This is a genomic window from Amphibacillus marinus (assembly GCF_900110345.1).
GTDB classification, from domain to species: Bacteria; Bacillota; Bacilli; order Bacillales; family Amphibacillaceae; genus Amphibacillus_D; species Amphibacillus_D marinus.
Window position 1 is genome coordinate 187,818 of sequence record NZ_FODJ01000005.1, and the last position, 21,286, is coordinate 209,103.

Genomic DNA, 21,286 nt, shown 5'->3' on the forward strand with positions numbered 1-21,286 from the left:
ACATTTATCCTATTTATCGAGGTGAAAAGCAAAATGGAGATGGGGTATTGAGTTAGTCCTTGCTTGAAAGAACTAAAATTATTCTAGAAGACATAGAAAAAAAAGCCGGGTCAATCTGTTGCCGATACAACCGTAGATGGAGTTTTAAAATAATTGCATTGGTATATGGTGTGAAGCAATAACAAATTAGCATTTGTCGCTAATCTTCTTCAATTTCATTTTTAACAAAAAACCAAAACCGTGCGAGTCGTTCGGTATTTGCTTTAGGAGATTTGCAAAGCTCGCGTAATAACCCTGTTTCCTTTAGCGCTTCTATTGCAGCAAGCTCATCCTGATACAATGCTATTCCTTCTGAAACCTGAGAGTTCCTTACTTGCTTGCTTGAATTATGGCCAAGTAGGTAATCAATTGAAACATCAAAAATATTAGCGAGTTTAACAATGGTTTCTAAGGCGGGTTCGTTCCTTCCTTGTTCATAGTATCCGTAGGCACTTGTAGTAATATTTAGTTTCTTTGCAATGAAGTCTTGCTTATAGCCATGCTGTTCTCTCAATAATTTTAGCCGTTCTTGAAATAATTTCATTAATATTCCTCCTATCTTGGCTGAATTATACAGGGTAGAAATTAGATATTCACAACATCCAATTAAATGTTGTTTTATTGTTTACAAACAATCTTTTGTTGTTTATAATAACCAATGTAAGCGTTTAATAGACATTTACGGATGTGCTGGTATTGAAGGGTTTTTAAACTCTTTTCACTAGAGTCATAGCCTTTACTTTGTTTGTTTATTAAACGAACTAATTAGAAAAGGAGTTTATTTTATGAAGCTAAAGCTATTGGGATTTATTGTGGTTATTTCACTTGTTTTAACGGCGTGTGGACAGGCTGCCGAAGGGGAAGATACCGAAGCTGGTAATACTGACATTACGATTGGACTGTCGGTTGCTGATCTGACACTTGAGCGTTGGCAACATGATCGCGATATTTTTGTTGAACGGGCTGAGGAGCTAGGAGCTGAAGTTATTGTGCAATCAGCCGATGGTCAAGATGAGCGGCAGCTGTCGCAAATTCAAAATATGCTTTCACAAGGGGTGGATGTGCTTGTTATTATTGCTAATAACTCTGATGCATTAAGCCCAGTCATTGAGCAAGCACAAGAAGAAGGGGTTCCTGTTGTTGCGTATGATCGCTTAATTAACAATGCGCACGTTGATGCTTATGTCTCATTTGATAATGTTCGGGTCGGGGAGATGCAGGCCGAATATTTAATAGAGGCAGTCCCAACTGGTCGTTATTTCTTGTTAGGCGGTGCGCCAACCGATAATAATGCGCACATGTTTAGGGAAGGACAGATGAATATCTTAACGCCATTAATTGATCGCGGTGACATTGAAGTTGTTGGTGACCAGTGGGCCGATGGTTGGTCAGCCGAAAATGCGTTGAGTATAATTGAAAACGCTTTAACGGCTACCGGTAATACAATTGATGTGATCGTGGCGACAAATGATAGCACTGCGGGTGGAGCAATTCAGGCATTATCTGCCCAGAATTTAGCTGGAGAGGTTGCTATTTCTGGGCAGGATGCAGATCTAGCCGCTGTGCAACGCATAGCTGAGGGAACGCAATCAATGACCATTTATAAACCAATTAGCGATATTGCGACTCGAAATGCCGAGGTCGCAGTTAAAGTGGCTACTGGAGAGACACTTGAGGCTGATGAGACTGTCGACAATGGTACGGTGGATGTTCCGTTTATTAAATTAGATCCAATTAGCGTTACCATTGATAATTTGGTTGAAACGCTAATTGTTGATGGCTTCCACAGTTTCGCTGACGTGTTCCGTAATGTGCCAGAAGCTGATCGACCAGATCAGCCGTAACACATTTTGTTCAAAAAAACGTTGATGCGGGCTGTGCCCGTGATCAACGAGGGGGGATAAGTACGATGACTGATTTTGTCTTGGAAATGAAGGATATTACAAAAACCTTTCCCGGTGTCAAGGCCCTTGATCAGGTCAGTTTCTCCGTCAAGACAGGAGAAATTCATGCTCTTTGTGGCGAAAATGGGGCTGGCAAGTCAACCTTGATGAAGGTGTTAAGCGGTGTCTATCCAGATGACAGCTTTGCTGGAGCTATTTTTATTAACGGTGAGCAAATGGCTTTTAAGTCAATTAAAGCATCCCAAGAGGCGGGAATTGCTATTATTTATCAAGAACTTGCCCTTGTGCCGGAGATGACTGTTGCTGAGAATCTGTTTCTAAGTAGTGACCAGATGAAGCAACCATTCATTAATTGGCAGATGCTTTATGCCGATGCACAGTATTGGCTGAAACAAGTGGGCTTGGCGATTGATCCAGAGCGGCGGTTAGCTGATTTAACGGTTGGCAAGCAACAGCTTGTCGAAATTGCTAAGGCACTAACGCGAAATGCGCGTATTGTCATTTTGGATGAGCCTACTGCTGCTTTAACGGAAAGCGATGTGGCAGTTTTAATGAAGCTATTAAAGGCGTTAAAGCATAAAGGTGTAACGTGTATCTACATTTCGCACAAGCTTAATGAGGTTATGGAAATTGCTGATACAGTGACTGTGTTAAGAGATGGTCAAACGGTAAGCACCGATCCGATCACCGTGCTAACTGAGGAGCGAATTGTGACCAAGATGGTCGGAAGAGAGCTTTCAGAGTTATTTCCTTATCAAAAACGTAAGCTGGGAAAGGAAATTCTGTCTGTTAACCAGTTTCAATTTAAACGAAAGTTTGATCAAGAGGTGCTGGTCGAACAAGCTAGCTTTTCCCTTCGATCAGGTGAAATTCTAGGTGTTTCAGGCCTGATGGGGGCTGGTCGAACAGAATTATTCACCAGTTTGTTTGGTGGCTATGAAGGGCACTATTCCGGTCAGATCATGATCGATGGCAGGGAAGTGATAATTAGAAAACCTGCCGATGCAATTAAGTCCGGTATAGCATATGTTTCTGAAGATCGAAAAAAATACGGACTTATTTTAGAAATGGATATCGCTAAAAATGCTACGTTAGCAGCGTTAAAAAAAGTCATGTCAAATCAGTTGATTAATAAAGCTTTAGAAGTGAAAAAGTCTGAAGAACTTACTCGGAAGATGAAAGTAAAGGCACACTCTCTTGAAGCGCAGGTGGGGACATTAAGTGGAGGGAATCAACAAAAGGTCGTGCTAAGTAAATGGTTGTTTACTACCCCTAAAGTCCTCATTCTAGATGAACCAACAAGAGGAATAGATGTAGGAGCGAAATATGAAATTTACAAGATTATTAATCAATTAGCGGAGAATGGTGTAGCGATTGTTATTATCTCATCTGAATTACCGGAAGTTCTCGGGCTATCTGATCGTATTCTCGTGATGAGTGAAAGAGGGATAACAGCGTCATTATCGCGAGCAGAAGCAAATCAAGAAGTGATTATGAAATACGCGACCTTGAGGAGGGCTAAAAAATGAGCAAATTAATTAAACGTGAGCTTAAAGACAAATTAAGCTTAACGATTAATGTTCAATCCTATACATTAATTATTGCCTTAATTGCAATAGCGCTGATCTTTACTATTTTCACAAATGGTGAATTTCTCTCACCGAGAAATATTTCTAATCTTTTTAATCAGATGGCTGTTATTTCTATTTTAGCAATTGGTATGACCTTAATTATTGTAACAGGACATATCGACCTTTCTGTTGGTTCACTAGCTGGTTTAACAGGTGGTGTAGCAGCCATTCTGCAGGTTTGGTACGGCTGGCATACCGTTCTGGTTGTGATTGTAGCGGTTTTACTTGGTGCCCTACTCGGTTTGTGGCAAGGCTGGTGGGTTGCCTATCGGGCTGTGCCTGCGTTTATCGTTACTTTAGGTGGCCAGCTCGTTTTTCGTGGTATGTTAATTGGCATTAGTCAAGGTCGGACAATTGCACCGCTTGATTATAGCTTCCGGTCTATTTCAAATAGTTACCTGCCATTTGGAATTGGCTATAGTATCGTCATTATGGGCACGCTTTTAATCATACTAGCAGCATGGCGAAATCGGGTGAAGCGAGCGGAGCTTGATTTGGAGCTTAACCATGCAATTATCGATTATGGAAAAGCCAGTTTTACTGCCTTATCTATGTTTACCATCACATTTTTATTAAATCTTTACTACGGTGTGCCATTACCGTTGCTGATCGTTACCTTTTTCGGGACCGTTTTTATTTTTATATCAAACAAGACAGCCTTTGGACGTTATATCTATGCAATTGGTGGTAATAAGGAAGCTGCTGCCTTATCGGGTATTAATATTAAAAAGCATTCGTTGCTCGTCTTTGTGTTAATGGGGGCATTAGCTGGTCTTGCTGGTATCATGCTAACCAGTCGGTTAAATGCAGCGACTGTAAGTGCTGGTGATATGTATGAGCTAGATGCTATTGCTGCTTGCGTGATCGGCGGTGCCAGCTTAACTGGCGGGAAGGGTAAAATTGTTGGTGCAATTATTGGGGCGTTAATTATGGCAAGTATTGATAACGGCATGAGCATGATGAACATCCAAACATTTTGGCAGTATATTGTTAAAGGTCTTATCTTAATTATAGCGGTATGGATCGATATTGCTAATCGAAAGGAAGTCGTGTAGGAATTTAGCAATAGGTCTTTAATAAAAAAGATTTGACAGCAGAAAATAGATATTGTATACTTTCTACGAAAACGCTTAATAAATAATACAGGGTGTTACTGAAGAAGGCATAACCTGGGTTTTGGTTCGTTGTTATTTAGTTTAAAACAATGGGCTTGACCCGGGTTTTTTATACATTTTTTTAGTCAAAGGGGGTGAATGGATGAAGCTTAAGAAAGCCTTGAATAACAATGTTGTGCTAGCGACAACTGACCAGCATGAAGAGGTAGTCGCGTTTGGTCCCGGCATTTCGTTCGGCTTGAAGCCCGGTGCGGTTATTGATCAAAACAAGATTAACAAGATCTTTACGCTTGCTACTAAAGATTTCTCGTTAAAGCTAGCTGACTTACTTAGTGAAATACCGATTGAATATGTCGAAATTGCTGAGGATATCATTGATTATGCTCGTAACACACTAAGTGCTTCAATAAGTGATTATGCAATTCTTACCTTAACGGATCACTTGTATTTTGCGGTTACTCGGTATCAAAGGGGCGAGGAAATTCGTAACGTCCTGCTCTGGGAAGCGAAAAAATTTTACCGGGAAGAGTTTAAGGTTGGTTTGAAAGCGCTAGAATTAATTAAGGACAAGCTAAATGTTAGGTTTAATGAGGATGAGGCTGGCTTTATTGCCATGCATATTATTAATACCCAAACTGAAGGAAATGAGATTGATAAAACGGTTAAAATAACCAACATTGTTCAGGATATTTTAGGAATTATTAAATACCATTTTAACCTTGTTTACGATGAAGATTCCTGGAATTACGGTCGTTTGGTTACGCACTTGAAATTCTTTGCGCAGCGAATTGTTGCAAATGATCATTTGGCAAATAATGAAGATGATCTCTATCCAAGGGTTCAAAGCAAGTATCCTGCTGCGTTTGCCTGTGCGCAAAAGATTAAGACCTATGTTGAAAATGGGTACCAGAAGGAGATCTCCGAATCTGAAATTGTCTACTTGGTGCTTCATATTGCACGATTAACCATTCGCAATGACAGCTAACTTAATAACGAACAGGGTGTTACTGAAGAAGGCATAACCTGATTGCACAACAATTTTTGTGGCCACAATTAGTGGGTCTATTGTTGACAATTGGGTTATGCCTTTTTCTGTGCTAAAGGGTATAAAAATAACCAAATTATTTAATGGGTTCAATTAAAGGCATGTCTTTTGACTAGCCGAGTTGTTCTAAAAAAATGGGGAGTGAAAATAATGAGTAAAGAAGCTTTAGCAAAAGATATTGTTGCAGCAGTTGGAGGAGAAGACAATGTTGCCAGCCTTTATCACTGTATGACAAGGCTACGTTTTAAACTAAACAGTGGTAGTAAATTCGATAAGGCAAAAATAGAAGCATTAGATGGTGTTGTTTCTGCAGTCGTTAGTAATGGTCAGTATCAGGTAGTGATTGGCAATGCAGTAAGTACTGTTTATGATGCTATAATGGAGAATCACGATATTAAAGGAGAATCAGCGTACGTAGAGCAGGATGATTCTGGTAAGTCAAACAACGTTATCGCGAAATTGTTTAATGTGATGTCGGGCATCATTACGCCGGTGGTACCAACGTTAGCTGGATCGGGTATGTTAAAAGCACTATTGGTTATTTTAACCACTTATTTTGGATTATCAGCTGAAAGTAGCACTTATCTCATTTTAAATGCAGCATCAAACGCGGTGTTCTATTTCTTTCCTTTAGCCTTAGCGGTGTCAGCTGCTAAAGTTTACCGCGTCAATACCTTTGTCGCGCTTGCGATTATGGGAGCATTGATGGAGCCGAATTTCACTGGCTTAATTAATGAGATTGGTGATGTAGTAAGCTTTGCAGGCATACCTGTTGTCTTAATGCGCTACAATGGCCAAATCATTCCAGCTATTTTAGCAATCTGGATGTTCTCTTATATTGAAAAGTTCTTGAAAAAATATATTCCATCTGTTATTCAAATGTTTGCCGTACCAATGATTTCGTTACTTGTGATGGTACCATTAACTGCAATTCTAATTGGACCATTCGGTGTGTATGTAGGGAATGGCATTGCCAGCTTTATTGACTTTATGAGTAACACAAGTGGCTTATTGACGGGAGCTCTTATCGGTGGGGGCTGGACGTTCTTGGTAATGTTCGGTGTCCATTGGGGAATTGTACCGGCTATGCTACAGAACTTAAGTAACACTGGCTTTGACACGATTCGACCACCAGTAGCAAATGCAACCTTTGCTCAGGCAGGTGTTGCAATGGGTGTTTTCCTAAAAGCCAAGGATAAAAAGCTTAAGTCATTAGCGTTATCGTCAATGTTACCTGCGCTTTTAGCAGGCATTACCGAGCCGATAGTTTACGGGCTATCTGTTAAATACAAGCGCCCAATGATTGCTGCCTTAATCGGTGGAACGGTGGGTGGTGCCTTTGCCGGTGCTATGAACACAACCGTTATGGCGTATGTATTCCCGGCATTAACTACCTTACCAGCGTTTATGACGGATACGTTTGCTTACTATATTATTAGTATTACCATTGCCTTTGTGTTAACGACGATCTTAACTTATGTTTTTGGTTTTGACGAAGGTGATAGCGCAGAAAAAGACACAACGGCACAAGCGCCTGTTAAAGGTGAGCGGGTAACCATTCACTCACCATTAAAGGGACAGACATTACCGTTGGCAAAAGTAAATGATCATGCCTTTTCAACAGAAGCCATGGGTAAAGGGATTGCAATTGTTCCAGAGGATGGCAAGGTTTATGCACCATTTAACGGCACTATCGCGACACTTTTTCCGACTAATCATGCCATTGGTATTATTTCAGATGAAGGTGTTGAATTGTTAATTCACATTGGCATTGATACTGTAAAGTTAAATGGCGAGCACTTTACAGCACACATTGAGCAAGGACAAAAGGTGAAGCAAGGTCAGTTGATCTTAGAGGTCGACATTGCAGCTGTTAAACAAGCAGGCTACGAGACAACAACGCCAGTTATTATTACAAATACCAAAGACTTTACTGATATCATTGAAACGGACCAAGCAAACGTAGCGAAGTCTGATGTTATTTTAACCTCTGTTACATTGTAATAGTGAAATTGTGGTGCATGTTAATTGAATTAGCATGCGCCATGCATCAAGTTATTTAAAAAAAGATAAAGGGGAAATACAAATGGAACATTTAAATAAAAAAGGTTTTCCAAAGGATTTCCTTTGGGGAGCAGCTTCAGCAGCATATCAAGTCGAAGGCGCATGGGATGCTGAGGGTAAAGGACGATCAGTTTGGGATAACTTTGTTAGAATAGAAGGGACGACATTTAAAGGATCTAATGGTGACGTAGCTGTTGACCATTATCATCGTTATCAGGAAGATGTGCGGTTAATGGCTGAGCAAGGCCTGAAGACTTATCGTTTTTCAATTGCCTGGAGTCGTATCTATCCAACGGGCAATGGAGCAGTTAACGAAGCAGGCTTGGCCTTTTACGATCGGTTAATTGATGAGTTGCTAAAGTATGATATTGAGCCAATGATTACCCTGTATCATTGGGATATTCCACAGGCTTTAATGGATGCTTATGGCGGCTGGGAATCCAGACAAATAATTGATGACTTTAATCGTTATGCCATAACCTTGTATAAACGTTATGGTGACCGTGTGAAATATTGGATTTCGTTAAACGAACAAAACTATTTTGTTAGTTACGGCTATGAAACAGCATTACACCCACCGGGTATTAAGGATAAAAAACGGATGTATCACGCTAATCATATTGCTAACTTAGCAAACGCTAAAGTGATTCAATCATTTAGAGAGTATGTGCCTAATGGCAAGATTGGCCCGAGCTTTGCTTATAAACCATATTATCCAAAAAATTCTGATCCAGAGAGTATCTTAGCCTTTGAGAATAGTGAGGATTTAATGAATTATTTCTGGATGGATGTCTACGCATGGGGCAAGTATCCAATTACAGCTTGGCGCTATCTTGAAGAGCATGGTTTGGCACCAACAATTGAAACGGGTGATTTTGAATTGCTCGCTGCTGCTAAGCCAGATTTTATCGGGGTAAATTATTATCGAACAACTACGGTGGAACATAACCCATTTGAAAATGGTGTTGGAAGCGGCTTTAAGAATACAACTGGTAAAAAAGGAACGACAAAAGAATCAGGTGTGCCCGGCTTGTTTAAGACAACTTCAAATGCGTTTGTTGAGTCAACAAACTGGGATTGGGATATTGATCCTCAAGGGTTACGAATTGGTTTGCGTCGAATTGCCACGCGCTATCATTTACCGGTGCTTATTACCGAAAATGGTCTAGGTGAGTTTGATAAGCTTGAGGAAGGTGATGTCGTTAATGACGACTATCGTATTGCTTATTTGAAATCACACATTGAGGCTATTCAAGACACGATTTCTGATGGTGTTGAGGTAATCGGCTACTGTGCGTGGTCATTTACAGATTTATTAAGCTGGTTAAATGGCTACCAGAAGCGTTATGGCTTTGTCTATGTTAACCGTGATGAAGATGATGCAAAGGACTTACGAAGAATTAAGAAGAAAAGCTACTATTGGTATCAGCAAGTTATCGAGACGAATGGTGAAGAATTATAGCTAAAGTACTTCGTTTGAAAACTAATTGACGTTGGTGGAGCGTTTTTCATTTCATAATTTTTGAAATGAAAAATGCAATCACTAACGTCTTTTCTTTGATATAAATTGCCTAATTAGGTTGCTAATTTGGATAGGATGATTAACAAGGGCTGATTCTGTTAATGTGGTCGGAAGGATGGCGTTTTAGGTTAACATAAGTGCGAGATGCGTTAAGGTGGGAGGAGGAATAGTGTTCTAGGTTAAACGTAATTTTCTTATAGCAGTCTAACTGTAATCAACCGATTAAACCGGTGGCAATTCTCCGCTGAATTTGCTAACGTATAGTAAGGGAGGGAAAGCAGTTGGAGAAAACATTACTTCATTCACTTAATCTGTTACATAATAAGAAATTAATTCTGAAATTAAATGTGTGGTCGGTTATCCTGTTCATCTTGCTCATGATGGGCATAGCATTACCAACATTCTTTACCGATAGACCAATATCTCTTACATTTCATGCTTTTGGTCCAATTTTATTTGGTGTGTTAATTATTGTTGTGCTCTTTATCCATGAGTGTATTCATGCCTTATTTTTTAAGGTTTACAAACGAGAAGCTAAGGTAAAGCTGGGCTTTAAAAATGGGATGGCATATGCAACAAGCCCAGGGGCAATCTATCCGCGTAACCAATTTTTAGTTATTATTTTGATGCCGTTTGTTATCATATCTTTAGGTTTAGCTGGTGCCTACTTGCTAGGTGTTAATGGAGTTGCGGTTTATCTAATGTTTGCCATTCACACCTCAGGCTGTATTGGAGACTTTTACTATTGCTATTTGCTAAGCAAGTATGACTCAGACATTTATGTGGAAGATACAGCAGAAGGGATTAATCTTTATAAGAAAAAAGACTAACCAGATAGGTTAGTTGGAGCCAAATAAGAAAAAAGTGGAATATTTCGTAGGATACCAAAAAGGATAGTTATGACCAGTAAACTTGTCAGCAATAACTTGCTTGCCTGTCGATGTCCCTTCTGTTCAAGAAGATAGTTAATAAGCAGGAGTGGCAATACCAGAAAGATGACCATATTGTAACGAAATGCTTGATGAAGATCGCCATTTAATATGGCTAAAGAAGCGCGTGTTATGCCACAACCAGGGCAATATAGTCCAGTTACTGAATAGAATGGACAGGGAATATGAATTCCAAAATAAGGTGAAAGTACTTTTAAATAAAGGATACCGCCCCCGACTAATGAGAGAGGTAGCAGAGCTTTTCTTGTTAGTCGTTTTTTAAATGGAACCATTGATACACATCCTTATGCATACAGTGAAAGATCTGGATAACCAAATCTTCCACTATATAATTAAGCAAATCTGTTCATTTCTGATTGGATAATAGCGTCGGAAACAATACTTAGTCCAAAAATCGCTAATATTAAGTATAAAAATCCATTATCGGCTGCATAGTCATTATGTCTGCGCTGAACCTCAGATACTTTGCGGCCAACAACATAATACCAGTAAATCTGATAAATACCACAAGTGATAATGGTGAATAAGAGTGCTTTACCCCCAGTGAAATCATGGTCATCAGTGAGATAGCCTAATTCTTCCGTAATAGCGAATAACCAAAATAAGCTATAAATGCCACAGGTTACAATGTTAAGAATAATAATACCAACTACACTACGATATTTAACCATCAAATCCCCCTCTCTGTTTGCTTTCTTTTTCAAGTTTTTTAAAAGGTACAATATGATTATACCACCAAGTTATGGGTTATGTAAGGTGTCGAATAAGAGCCCTTTTTTATCTAGGTGTAAATGGGAAAAAATACTAAACAGCATCTATACACAGCCATATCTATCAGCTAAAAAAAATTTTAGAATTGGAGAAAATAGTTGTATTCATTGCAAAGATAAGGTGCTATAATCAAATCAAATTGACGGGTGAAAATTGCTCTAGTTACTGTTATAACAGTTTGGGTAGCTTTTTTTACTAAGAAGGGGTGAGGGAAGGAAACGGTTGAACAATTATAAGTCGTGCGAAGTTATTTATCTTGGTTTCATGATCGTTGAATGCATTAACTTAGGTGAACAGACAAGCACGAGCTATCGTTTTAAAGCGTGCAGGCCTGTTAAGGTGTGTGCTATTTTTTTGCTTAAAATCGGCCGATAGGGTTCTTGTTTAAGGGAAGCATTCACTTACGATCGTGTATTTAAGTTCCATTATTTTTAAATCGAGGTGAACGTTATGAAAATAGGTATACATTCGGTAAGCTCTCAATCAGGAAGGGCTTATCTGGTCGATTTCATTGCGGGTGGCCATGAAGTCTATGGCTATTCTAGGCGATCGGATAACGGCGAGCGCTTTGTCACGACAGTTCTTCAACAACAGGGGATCTTCTTAGAACGCTCCGACAGTGGAAATCGCGAATCAGCTCAGCTGATATCATTAAATGAGGATAATGTTGGGCATGATTTAAACAAGCTCGTAGCTGAATCGGATTTTATTATTGTGGCACACCCGTCACATTTTGTTCAAGAGACGATTAAGCAGTTAAAGGATGCGGGAATATTAAATAAGCGGATACCGATTATTCTATCCCCATCACGGACCTTTGCAGTGCCTTACTTATGGGATATTCTTGGTGAGGGCTACCCATTCGTTTGTTTCTCTACCAATCCATACTCTTGTAAAGCACCAACGGATGGTAGTGTTTTTATTAAACGAAGAAAGAGAAGCTGGCTTGTATCGTTAGAGGGGGAGTTTAAACCTTATCAAATTGACTTGTTAATGCAATTGTTTCCCCAAGCATTGGTTAATCAGATTCCGGCAACGACTTCGATTGGCAATATTGGGGCTATCTTTCATCCAACTGCCTATCTATTAAACTACGCGGCTATTGTTAAGGCGGAGCAGGATGGTGACTGTTACTCCTTCTATACGAAAGGGATCGCGAATAACGGACCAGTTGCTCGCCATTTGGAGCAAATTGATCAAATTCGGTTAAAGATAGCTGATATGCTCGGTTTAACAGTATTCGGGTTGGCGGACAGCCCAAATGAAGATCGTTTTCAACTAATTATGGATCATTTAAGAGTAAAAGAGGAACAAGTCGACGATATTGATCGGCTTCGGCAGATTCGTCATGATTACTTAAGGGAAATAAATGATTCGATCCTTTCTGCTCAGCATTGGCTAGCCTATACCTATGATGTCGAGAGGGTTACTGATGAAGGGTTGGCAGGAGCAATTAGTCGAACGAAAACGTATCATAACCGCTCCTACCCTCAGGTTAGGTATGTTGAGGAGGATGTGCCAACTGGTCTCGTACCAATCATGGCAATCGGTGAACGGCTTGGCCTGGATGTAACGCCGATCAAGCAAATAATAGATCTACATGATCAATTTTTTAACCGTACGGATTCAACCGATTGGCGCGACTTGAGTGAATTCTCAACTGATTTTATTCTACGCTATTTAAAAGGGGAGTATTTTAAAATTATCGGTGATGTTGAAGATAAGGAAGTGGTATAAATGAACAATTTATTTATCGGGTTGACTCTAGGGAATGATCCCCACACGGTAGGTATTCACAAAGCTGCTAAGCTAGCAAAGCTTGCAGGTATTGCGTATATGATTCTACCACCAGCATTATCAGATGATGAGAAAATAAAGACTTTAATTGATCAGAATCCCCGTTTTATTGGCTTAAGCTATCGGTTGAGTGTTGAACCAGCACTGAGTGAACTGAAGAAATTTCTCGAAAGAATGGAAGAGGCTGGACTTTTTAAGGATCCGGAGCGGAGGGTTGGGTTTTCAGGTCTGTTCTTAACCCTTGATGCCATTTCTAATGGTGGTTTACTTGAGCAGTACCCGATCGAATTAATTGGTTCTGATAAACAAATAGAGGTTAAGACAAATCAGACCCTGAATTTCTTTCAAGTCGCTCAAGGGCATGAACGAGATCAGATCGTTGAGTTAGTTAGACAAGAAGCTAACCCGAAAAAGGTGCCCCTTCTGGATGAGCTTGCTAGCGAGGTAGTTGACCAAAACAGCTATTTGTCAGAACAACCATTAAAAAAACCGTCTGAGGATGCACTTAAACACTTACCGAACCGAATGAAAGAATCAGCCATTCCCCTGATTCGAACGCACTTTGGTATTCCAAGCGATTCAATCGACCCAACCGTACAGGGGATTATCAAACTAGCTGAACAGGGCGCTGTGGATGAGGTTTCTTTAGGGTCTTCTGATCTCTCCCAGCGTTATTTCGGTAATGAACAAGCCTTTCAAATCTACAAAAATGATGGGGGTGTTCCTTACAAGAATAAAGCAGAGTTAGCTGCATTATTTGAGGCATCACGGCGGGGGAACTTTCCGTCCGTAAAACCTTATGCCCATGTCTATCAATTAAAGCCATTTGTTGATACCTGTTTAGAAACAGGTATGTTAGTAGGGGCGCATCAGGCTGTTCCTTTGTTTTGGTTTAGCCAATTAGATGGTCGGGGCCCGCTGTCAGTACCAGATGCAATTCAAGAACATATTGAAACGGTTGAATATCTTGCTTCAAAGAATATTCCAGTTGAAATGAATGACCCAAATCAATGGTCTTCGCGCTTTATCCATGACGCTTTATTCGTAGTCGATTACGCATTAATTGCTGCTGTTATGTATGCTTCAGGCGTTAAGGATATGATTTTTCAGCATCAATTTAATAAACCCGCTGAAACTGGCGATTATGCTGATTTAGCCAAGATGGCGGCGGCAAAAGTAATAATTGAGCAAATTAGACCTGAAGGCAATCAAGCAAATGTTTATCTGGAGGCACGAGCTGGAATTGAACATTTTAGTACTGATCTTGAGGTAGCTAAATTTCAACTTGCCCGAACTACGCTTCTTCAAATGATTTTTGATCCGAACATGTTTCATTTGGTTAGCTATTGTGAAGCGAGCCATGCAGCTACGGCAGATGACGTGATTGAAAGTGCCAAGATTGTTCGGCGATCTGCTAAGCTATTTAAAGATCATGAGGCCAAACTTAAAAAAGTGTTGACCGACCCAATTGTCGTTGAACGCAAACAATTTTTACTAAATGAGGCTATGGTTGTGCTAAAAGCAATTGCATCATTATCGAAAGCTTATCGCGAGGACATGGATATGGCGGAGTGGTATCAATGCTTAGCAGATCCACAAGCCTTAAGTGAGGCGATGGCACGCCGTTATATGACAGCGCCAGGCATTACCTTACCGGATTATGAAAACACAGAGTTACTAACGAAGATTGGTCGATATGGTTTTATTGATTGCTACGCAAGCTATGATGATGCTCGACCGCTAACTGAACAAGAGCGCTTAGAGCGGCTCCATCAGTATGTCTAGCCGATAATTAAACTTATCCCGCAAAAGTTAGAAAGGAAAGCTAACTTTTGCGGGATTTACTAACCTTGCTTTAGCTGTTCTGCAAAGAGTTGAACGTTTTCTTTCGATAAAATAGGTGTCTTTATTTGCGTAATGGCTGCTACTAATTGATCAAAGTGGCAGACCTGTTGGTTCTTAATGAGGCTCTGATCAACGGAGAGTGTGGCTTGATTCGAAACAGCTACAATCTGATGAAATTGTTTGGTCGGTAGCTTTAGGTGCTTTGCCAGCTCTTGAATGTATGGTTTATATTCATGTAAGGGGTTCTTAATCGTTTTCAACTGTTTGTTAAACTTAAGTACCCAATTTTCCTCTTCTTCTGTTCCCATTACTTCACCTGTCCAGTTAATTTGTTTAACCACAATAATTCCGTAGATTGATACAATTAGGTAATCAATCTGCGTATTTTGCTTGTTAATATGTTCGAGTACGTGATAGTGTGTCGTGTTTAACGCGGTTAGCTTTTGTGTGAGGTAACGTGAGCTAATTCTTTTTCTTATCCACATATATACAGCACTTGAGCCGACAATAAGCCCCAATATAACATAGATGCGTAGTCCATCCACTTTTGTTCCCCCCTAGAGTAATATGTATGCTTCTTATTGTATCATGAAGCATGTTCGGACTGGTTGCTTTTTTGTGATTTTTTAGGTGATATTTGTCTGACTAGAAATTCTTTTGTCACCTTCGCTGTTATAAATCACCAAGGAATGAACGAAATATAAGTATATGCTATGTAAAAAGCACAAGTAAGTAGCTATTAAATTCATGAATGATCGCCTAACAAATAGCAGTCATACTGGTTTTTCTTTTGCAACACCAATATTTTTTAAAAAATGGGGGAATGCCCCTTCCGCAATTGCCACATCCTCATATAATACTGGTGAAATGACTTAAAGGAGGTCTTCAAATTGGGTAACCCAGGTTGTGGCACTCCTGCACCAGGCTATGGTGGAGGATTTGCTTTACTCATTGTGTTGTTTATTTTGTTAATCATTATCGGTGCATCATTCTATGGTGGTGTAGGTGGCGGCGGCTACTGCTGCTAGTCGCTAAACTAAAGAAACTCGCTCAGTTAGAGCGAGTTTCTTATTTTTTTAGCTAAGCTTTTGATCGGATATTTCTTTAATTTGATAATGAAGCGCATCATTATTAAGAATACGTTGAACATTGTCTAAGGTAACCTGTCCTGTTCGAAAGATTGCAGCCCGTGTCGCACCGCCAATATGAGGTGTGGCGATGACATTAGCCAGGGTTGGTAGGTCATTTGTAGGTGGTTCCTGATTAAATACGTCTAAGCCAGCCCCTGCCAGTGTTCCGTTTAATAGGGCCTCCCTGAGATCATCCTCAACAATTAACCCGCCTCTTGCCACATTAATTAAAAATGCGCCAGCTTTCATTTTCTGTAAGACTTCTTTATTAATCATCCCGGCATTGTTAACTGTCAGTGAGGTAGCTAGAATAATAAAGTCAGAATGAGCAAGGAGCTCTGCTAAAGTAACGAAAGCTATTCCTTCAGCTCGATTGGCATGCTTACTATAAACAAGCACCTTCATCTCATAGCCTTTGGCACGTTGAATAATCTGCCTGCTAATGGCCCCGTATCCAATAATGCCAAGGTTAGCTTGGTAAAGTTCAGTTCCTAACGATAATTGCCATTTTTTTTGCTTAACCTGCTCATTTTTAAGATGTACTTGACGTGCTAATGTATGCATAAAAGCAAAAGCAAGTTCAGCCACTGAGGTAGCATTCTGACCAGGGGCATTTGCTATGGCAATTCCTTTCTGTTGAGCATAGGGAACATCAATATTATCAATGCCAGCACCGAATTTTAAGATGAAACGAAGCTGTTTGGCTGCATCAATAACTTCACGGTCAATTTGGACAACAGCAACAATAATGATGTCAACATCTGCTACTCGTCTAAGGAGAAGCTGGCGATTAATGCCCTTATCTGTATCCTTCATTTCCTTCACTTCAACACCCATGTTGCTTAAACTGCTACTAAATGCTGGGTAGTCGTGATAAAACGCATCGCGTAATAGCACCAAAGCCTTCATAATTATGCCCACACTCCTTTGTAAATCTTGCCTAGTATTATTTTAGCCAGCGCCATGATGGCGGTGTTCGTATTTTAATATCATAGAATGGTCATTTCTTTTTTTCATCGTTTTCGTAAAGTTGTTTAACAAATTGTTTTTAATAAATATGCAACTTTTTTGTAATAAAAGCTCTCATTGGTCTTGTATTTTTTTAAAAAAGTGATAATATTTTAAATAATTATAAAATTCGAACTATTGGTTCGATTATAGAACCGGAAGGAGGGGTGTTGTTGAGTTCTAAAACGGTCATGAAAGCTTTGAACATTTTAGAGATGTTCTCAATTCATAAACCCTGCTGGGGCTTAAGGGAGTTAGCTAATGAACTAGAGATGAGCCATACAATTGTTCATCGCTTATTAACAACCTTTACTGAGAAGGGCTATTTGTTTAAAAACCCTGACACGCAAAAATATGAATTAGGCATTAAATTTTTAGAGCTTAGTAATGTAGTAGAGGAAAACCTGAAGATCTCTGAAATTATTCATCCTATTATGAAGAAAGTAGCGCTAGAGTCTGGTGAAAGCATTGTGTTAACATTACTCGATCAAGACGAGGGTGTTTTTATGAAGATTGTCGAAAGTGATCGCCAGGTGCGCTTCGCTGAATCAATTGGAAAGCGGTCACCTTTGTATAAAGGGGCTTCGCACAAGGTTATTTTAGCTAATTTACCTGAAGACCATCAAGGCGGTATTATTCAACAGGGAATAGACTCAAAGGCAGAGGAAATTGAGTCAGTATCCGTTTTTTTACAACGATTAGCAATAATTAAACAACAGGGTTGGGCTTATACGAGTGGCGAAACGATTCATGAGGTCGGCGCAATCTCAGCTCCCTTGTTTGATTATCAAAATCAGGTGCTCGGTTCTTTATCTGTAGCCGGTCCAGCATATCGACTTGAGGAGTCCAATATTGAAATGACGGCAACGATATTAATGAAATATTGCCTTGAATTGTCCGCGGTTCTTAGCAAGGTCGTTTTTCCGACAAGAAGAAACTATTTATTTGAAAAACTCTGAAAATTAAAATAGAAAAGAGGGGGATAACAATGACCAATATACTTGAAGTAAACGAGCTTGTTACAGGCTATCGTGGAAAAAATGGTTATTTAAAAGCTGTTGACGGCGTCTCCTTTGCAATTAAGGAAGGAGAAACAATCTGTATTGTCGGTGAATCAGGCAGTGGAAAAAGTGTAACATCAATGAGTGTCATGCGCCTAGTTGAATATGAAAATGGCAAAATATTAGCGGGCGAGATTAACTTTAAAGGTGAAGACCTAGCTAAGAAGACGACCGAGGAAATGAGGAAGCTTAGGGGTTCAGAAATTTCAATGATTTTTCAGGAGCCATTAACTGCATTAAATCCTGTTTTTACAATTGGTAAGCAAATTAGTGAAGCAATTTTATTTCATCAAAAGATACCAAAGAAACTAGCGATGGCTCGAGCAGAGGAGCTGTTAACTTTGGTCGGTTTATCTGAACCAAAAACGAGGCTTAAGCAGTTCCCTCATGAACTCTCTGGTGGAATGAGACAACGGGTAATGATTGCCATCGCACTTGCCACTGAGCCAGATCTATTAATTGCTGATGAGCCGACAACTGCACTCGATGTAACAATTGAGGCCCAAATCTTAGAATTATTACGGAAAATTCGGCAAGAAAAGAACATGGCTATTATGCTAATTACGCATGATATTGGTGTTGCCGTTGAAATGTCTCAACGTATTATCATTATGTATGCTGGCAAGATTATGGAAATAGCAGAAACAAACGATATTATGAAGCGCCCCTATCATCCTTATACAAAAGCTTTACTAGAGTCCGTTCCAACAATGGATGGCGAGCGTGGTAGCTTGTTAAAGTCAATTAAGGGAAGTATTCCTAGCTTAAATGAATTACCAGCTGGCTGCCGTTTTGCACCGCGCTGTCCGCTTGCGACAGAGCAGTGTCATCAAGAGCAGCCTCCACTTGAAACTATGCAAAATCGACAAGTTGCCTGCTGGCATGTAGATAAAATGAAGAGCTTATATGAGCATGAAAAGGGAGGGGAGCCAGTTGGAGCAAACGAATCACACTAATAACCAGCAGCCACTTGTTCAAATAAAACATTTAGCTAAACATTTTCAAATTAAGGGAGGTGGGTTACTAAAAAGGGAAACAAAGACGTTAAAGGCTGTTGATAATGTTTCACTAACTATTTATAAAGGCGAAACATTAGGTTTGGTTGGTGAGTCAGGTTGTGGAAAGTCTACGTTAGGACGTAATGTCTTGAGGCTACAGGAGCCAACCAATGGTGAAGTGCTGTTTCACGGCGAGGATATTTTAACATATAGCAAGAAGCAGCTACGTGAAATAAGAAATGATATGCAAATTATTTATCAGGATCCCTTTGGTTCACTTAATCCACGTTTTACGATTGGCGAGAGCATTGGCGAGATGTTCAAAATCCATGGCTTGTATAAAGGAAAGGAACGAGAAGAAAAGGTCAAGGAGCTACTCGAGCTTGTTGGACTTGACACAAGTCGTTACGATAGTTATCCACACGAATTCTCTGGAGGTCAACGTCAACGTGTTGGAATAGCGCGTGCCCTTGCCTTAAATCCTGAATTTATTGTTGCTGATGAGCCTGTGTCAGCACTCGATGTCTCTGTTCAATCACAAATTATTAATCTATTAATGAAGTTAAAAGCTGAATTTGGTTTAACATTATTATTTATTGCCCATGGACTAAATGTTGTCAGGCACATTTCTGATCGGGTAGGGGTTATGTATTTAGGGCAAATTGTTGAGCTATCGGATACTGATCAAATCTTTGATCGTCCTGCTCATCCCTATACAGCTGCATTATTGTCAACTGTTCCAGATCCAAACCCCGATGCAAGAAAAAATCGCATTGTTTTAGAAGGTGAGGTACCTTCACCAGCATCCCCACCTTCCGGCTGTCGCTTCCGCACACGTTGTCCGCTCGCGACAGAACAATGCAAGCAAGTAGAACCTAAGCTGCAAGAGATCCGAAGCGGCCACTTCGTCTCCTGCCACTACCCTCTACAAGAAGGGCAGAGCTTACATGAAGCAATAGCAACCATGCAAGACAAGGAAAAAGTGCGTGCATAGCACTCACTTCCATTTTAGCATAATATCACGTGGAAATTGTAAAAAATTTCAGGCAAGATCATAACAATTAGCTGGTTTTCGTTAACGTAAAGGTTAAGAAGCATTCCTTCGTTACCGCAAGCGCAGACAGATCAACATGATGAACAATTTTATCTAAAAAGGGAGTTTTAACATGTCTAAACAAATTATTAATCGGAACAAAAAAAATTATGATGGCTACAAAGCCTTTCAATATTTAGAAGCAGGTAAAGATTATCAGGAATTTAAATTAGCAAAGCAAATTGATCGTGTCCCTGCCTTTGTATATCCAGTTAGTGAGGCTGAGGAAGAAAAGGTACAGGATCTCTTAAGTAAAGAGCAGATCATCTCCATGCATGAGCATACCTTTATTGCACCAGAAAACTTATCTGAATTTTATGAATTTAGACGAACTGGTCGTGATTTTACGGCATATGAAGCCCTAAGTAACTCAGGACTTGATGTCATTTTTGAAAACTTTATGGATGGGACAGCTATGGTAACGTCACTTGCTGGCTGGAAATGGTCCGATGTCATTCATGACCTTGGTTTACGCTACAGTGATATTGCCCATCAGGACATGATTATTAAAGCCGAGCGTCTGTCAGATATTTATCGGGCTAAAAAAGAAGGGAAAATTGCCTTTGTTGGTGCACTAGAATCATGTACCATGATTGAAAATGAGCTTGATCGTCTCGATATCCTTTATGGATTTGGTATTCGCACGATGGGAATTGTCTATTCAGAGGCAAATCAGCTTGGTGCAGGATTACGCGAGCCGAGTGATGGTGGTTTAACGGTCTTTGGTAAGCAAGCAGTAGAGCGGATGAATAAGCTTGGGATTACCATTGATGTTTCACATTCAGGTGACAAAACAGCGTTAGATACGATTGAAACGAGTAGTAAACCAGTAACGATTAATCATGCAGGTGCTCGCGGGTTATGGAACACAAACCGAATGAAGCCAGATGATGTTATTAAAGCCTGTGCAGCTAAAGGTGGCGTAATTGCCATTGAAGCAGCACCACACTCAACGGTTACCGCGAATCATCCAGAGCACAATATTGAATCGTTCATGGAGCATTTTGAGTATACCGCAAATCTTGTCGGCATTGACCATGTCGCATTTGGTCCCGATACCCTGTTTGGTGATCATGTTGGGCTACATGATACACTTTCTGGACAATTATCAATTAAGAGCGCACAGAAATCTGATGTAAAACGAGTCGAGTATGTGCAGGGTCTAGAGAATCCAGCGGAATGCTTCCCGAACATTTTACGTTGGTTAGTAAAGAAAGGCTATAGTGATGCTGATATTAAAAAAGTAATTGGAACAAATATTATTCGTGTGCTAGAAGATACTTGGGCAAAATAAAAAATGAAAGAGGGAATTT

General features: G+C 39.9%; 19 protein-coding genes. 14 read left to right on the top strand and 5 right to left on the bottom strand.

The genetic code is table 11. From position 1 onward, the window contains the following. Positions 1-199: 199 nt before the first annotated feature. The gene (locus tag BM000_RS08995; RefSeq protein WP_091497067.1) at positions 200-583 is read right to left on the bottom strand and encodes a helix-turn-helix domain-containing protein; all 384 of its coding nucleotides are present in this window, start codon (positions 581-583) and stop codon (positions 200-202) included. 241 nt (positions 584-824) lie between these two features. On the opposite strand from BM000_RS08995, the gene xylF reads away from it, so the two are divergent. From xylF to BM000_RS09030, 7 genes are all read left to right on the top strand, one after another. Next, positions 825-1,883, top strand: coding sequence for a D-xylose ABC transporter substrate-binding protein (xylF, locus tag BM000_RS09000; RefSeq protein WP_091497069.1), 1,059 nt, complete (start codon positions 825-827; stop codon positions 1,881-1,883). A gap of 65 nt (positions 1,884-1,948) precedes the next feature. Then, the gene (locus BM000_RS09005; protein ID WP_091497071.1) at positions 1,949-3,472 is read left to right on the top strand and encodes a xylose ABC transporter ATP-binding protein; all 1,524 of its coding nucleotides are present in this window, start codon (positions 1,949-1,951) and stop codon (positions 3,470-3,472) included. Continuing rightward, the gene (locus BM000_RS09010) at positions 3,469-4,629 is read left to right on the top strand and encodes a sugar ABC transporter permease (protein ID WP_091497073.1); all 1,161 of its coding nucleotides are present in this window, start codon (positions 3,469-3,471) and stop codon (positions 4,627-4,629) included. Before BM000_RS09005 ends, BM000_RS09010 begins: the two co-directional genes overlap by 4 nt. 202 nt (positions 4,630-4,831) lie before the next feature. Continuing rightward, positions 4,832-5,674 (top strand): BglG family transcription antiterminator LicT, encoded by an 843-nt coding sequence (gene licT / locus BM000_RS09015; protein WP_091497075.1) that lies wholly within the window; start codon positions 4,832-4,834, stop codon positions 5,672-5,674. 210 nt (positions 5,675-5,884) lie between these two features. Beyond that, positions 5,885-7,738 carry a beta-glucoside-specific PTS transporter subunit IIABC gene (locus BM000_RS09020; protein WP_091497077.1) on the top strand — a complete coding sequence of 618 codons (1,854 nt, stop codon included), beginning with the start codon at positions 5,885-5,887 and terminating at the stop codon, positions 7,736-7,738. Between the two features lie 82 nt (positions 7,739-7,820). Next, positions 7,821-9,260, top strand: coding sequence for a glycoside hydrolase family 1 protein (locus BM000_RS09025; RefSeq protein WP_091497079.1), 1,440 nt, complete (start codon positions 7,821-7,823; stop codon positions 9,258-9,260). Positions 9,261-9,601: 341 nt separating this feature from the next. Further along, entirely contained in the window at positions 9,602-10,150 is a 549-nt protein-coding gene (locus BM000_RS09030) for a DUF3267 domain-containing protein (protein ID WP_091497083.1), read from the top strand. Here BM000_RS09030 and BM000_RS09035 read toward each other — a convergent pair. Together BM000_RS09035 and BM000_RS09040 are read right to left on the bottom strand one after the other, a co-directional pair. Further along, positions 10,147-10,542, bottom strand: coding sequence for a DUF2752 domain-containing protein (locus tag BM000_RS09035; RefSeq protein WP_091497085.1), 396 nt, complete (start codon positions 10,540-10,542; stop codon positions 10,147-10,149). The genes BM000_RS09030 and BM000_RS09035 overlap by 4 nt on opposite strands. A gap of 60 nt (positions 10,543-10,602) precedes the next feature. Further along, positions 10,603-10,941, bottom strand: a complete 339-nt coding sequence (locus BM000_RS09040) for a DUF4234 domain-containing protein (protein WP_091497088.1) — start codon at positions 10,939-10,941, stop codon at positions 10,603-10,605. Positions 10,942-11,491: 550 nt separating this feature from the next. Between BM000_RS09040 and BM000_RS09045 the strand changes: the two genes are divergently transcribed. Together BM000_RS09045 and BM000_RS09050 are read left to right on the top strand one after the other, a co-directional pair. Further along, complete coding sequence (locus BM000_RS09045) at positions 11,492-12,778, top strand: NAD/NADP octopine/nopaline dehydrogenase family protein (protein ID WP_091497090.1); 1,287 nt, start codon at positions 11,492-11,494, stop codon at positions 12,776-12,778. Next, entirely contained in the window at positions 12,779-14,623 is a 1,845-nt protein-coding gene (locus BM000_RS09050) for a hypothetical protein (RefSeq protein WP_091497092.1), read from the top strand. Positions 14,624-14,682: 59 nt separating this feature from the next. Here the strand turns inward: BM000_RS09050 and BM000_RS09055 are convergent, their stop codons facing one another. Further along, positions 14,683-15,228 carry a nuclease-related domain-containing protein gene (locus BM000_RS09055; RefSeq protein ID WP_091497095.1) on the bottom strand — a complete coding sequence of 182 codons (546 nt, stop codon included), beginning with the start codon at positions 15,226-15,228 and terminating at the stop codon, positions 14,683-14,685. A 345-nt stretch (positions 15,229-15,573) separates the two neighbouring features. Here BM000_RS09055 and BM000_RS09060 point away from each other — a divergent pair, with 345 nt between their 5' ends. Then, on the top strand, positions 15,574-15,711 hold the full coding sequence (locus tag BM000_RS09060) for a YjcZ family sporulation protein (RefSeq protein ID WP_091497097.1): 138 nt from the start codon (positions 15,574-15,576) through the stop codon (positions 15,709-15,711). 48 nt (positions 15,712-15,759) lie between these two features. Here BM000_RS09060 and BM000_RS09065 read toward each other — a convergent pair whose 3' ends face one another. Beyond that, positions 15,760-16,722, bottom strand: a complete 963-nt coding sequence (locus tag BM000_RS09065; protein ID WP_091497100.1) for an NAD(P)-dependent oxidoreductase — start codon at positions 16,720-16,722, stop codon at positions 15,760-15,762. Positions 16,723-16,994: 272 nt separating this feature from the next. Here BM000_RS09065 and BM000_RS09070 point away from each other — a divergent pair, with 272 nt between their 5' ends. From BM000_RS09070 to BM000_RS09085, 4 genes are all read left to right on the top strand, one after another. After that, complete coding sequence (locus tag BM000_RS09070) at positions 16,995-17,780, top strand: IclR family transcriptional regulator (RefSeq protein WP_091497103.1); 786 nt, start codon at positions 16,995-16,997, stop codon at positions 17,778-17,780. Between the two features lie 29 nt (positions 17,781-17,809). Further along, complete coding sequence (locus BM000_RS09075; protein WP_091497106.1) at positions 17,810-18,838, top strand: ABC transporter ATP-binding protein; 1,029 nt, start codon at positions 17,810-17,812, stop codon at positions 18,836-18,838. Further along, positions 18,795-19,874: an ABC transporter ATP-binding protein gene (locus BM000_RS09080; protein WP_245751619.1), complete on the top strand. Its 1,080-nt coding sequence runs from the start codon at positions 18,795-18,797 to the stop codon at positions 19,872-19,874. Before BM000_RS09075 ends, BM000_RS09080 begins: the two co-directional genes overlap by 44 nt. A gap of 172 nt (positions 19,875-20,046) precedes the next feature. Continuing rightward, complete coding sequence (locus tag BM000_RS09085; RefSeq protein WP_091497109.1) at positions 20,047-21,267, top strand: dipeptidase; 1,221 nt, start codon at positions 20,047-20,049, stop codon at positions 21,265-21,267. The last annotated feature ends 19 nt before the right edge of the window (positions 21,268-21,286 follow it).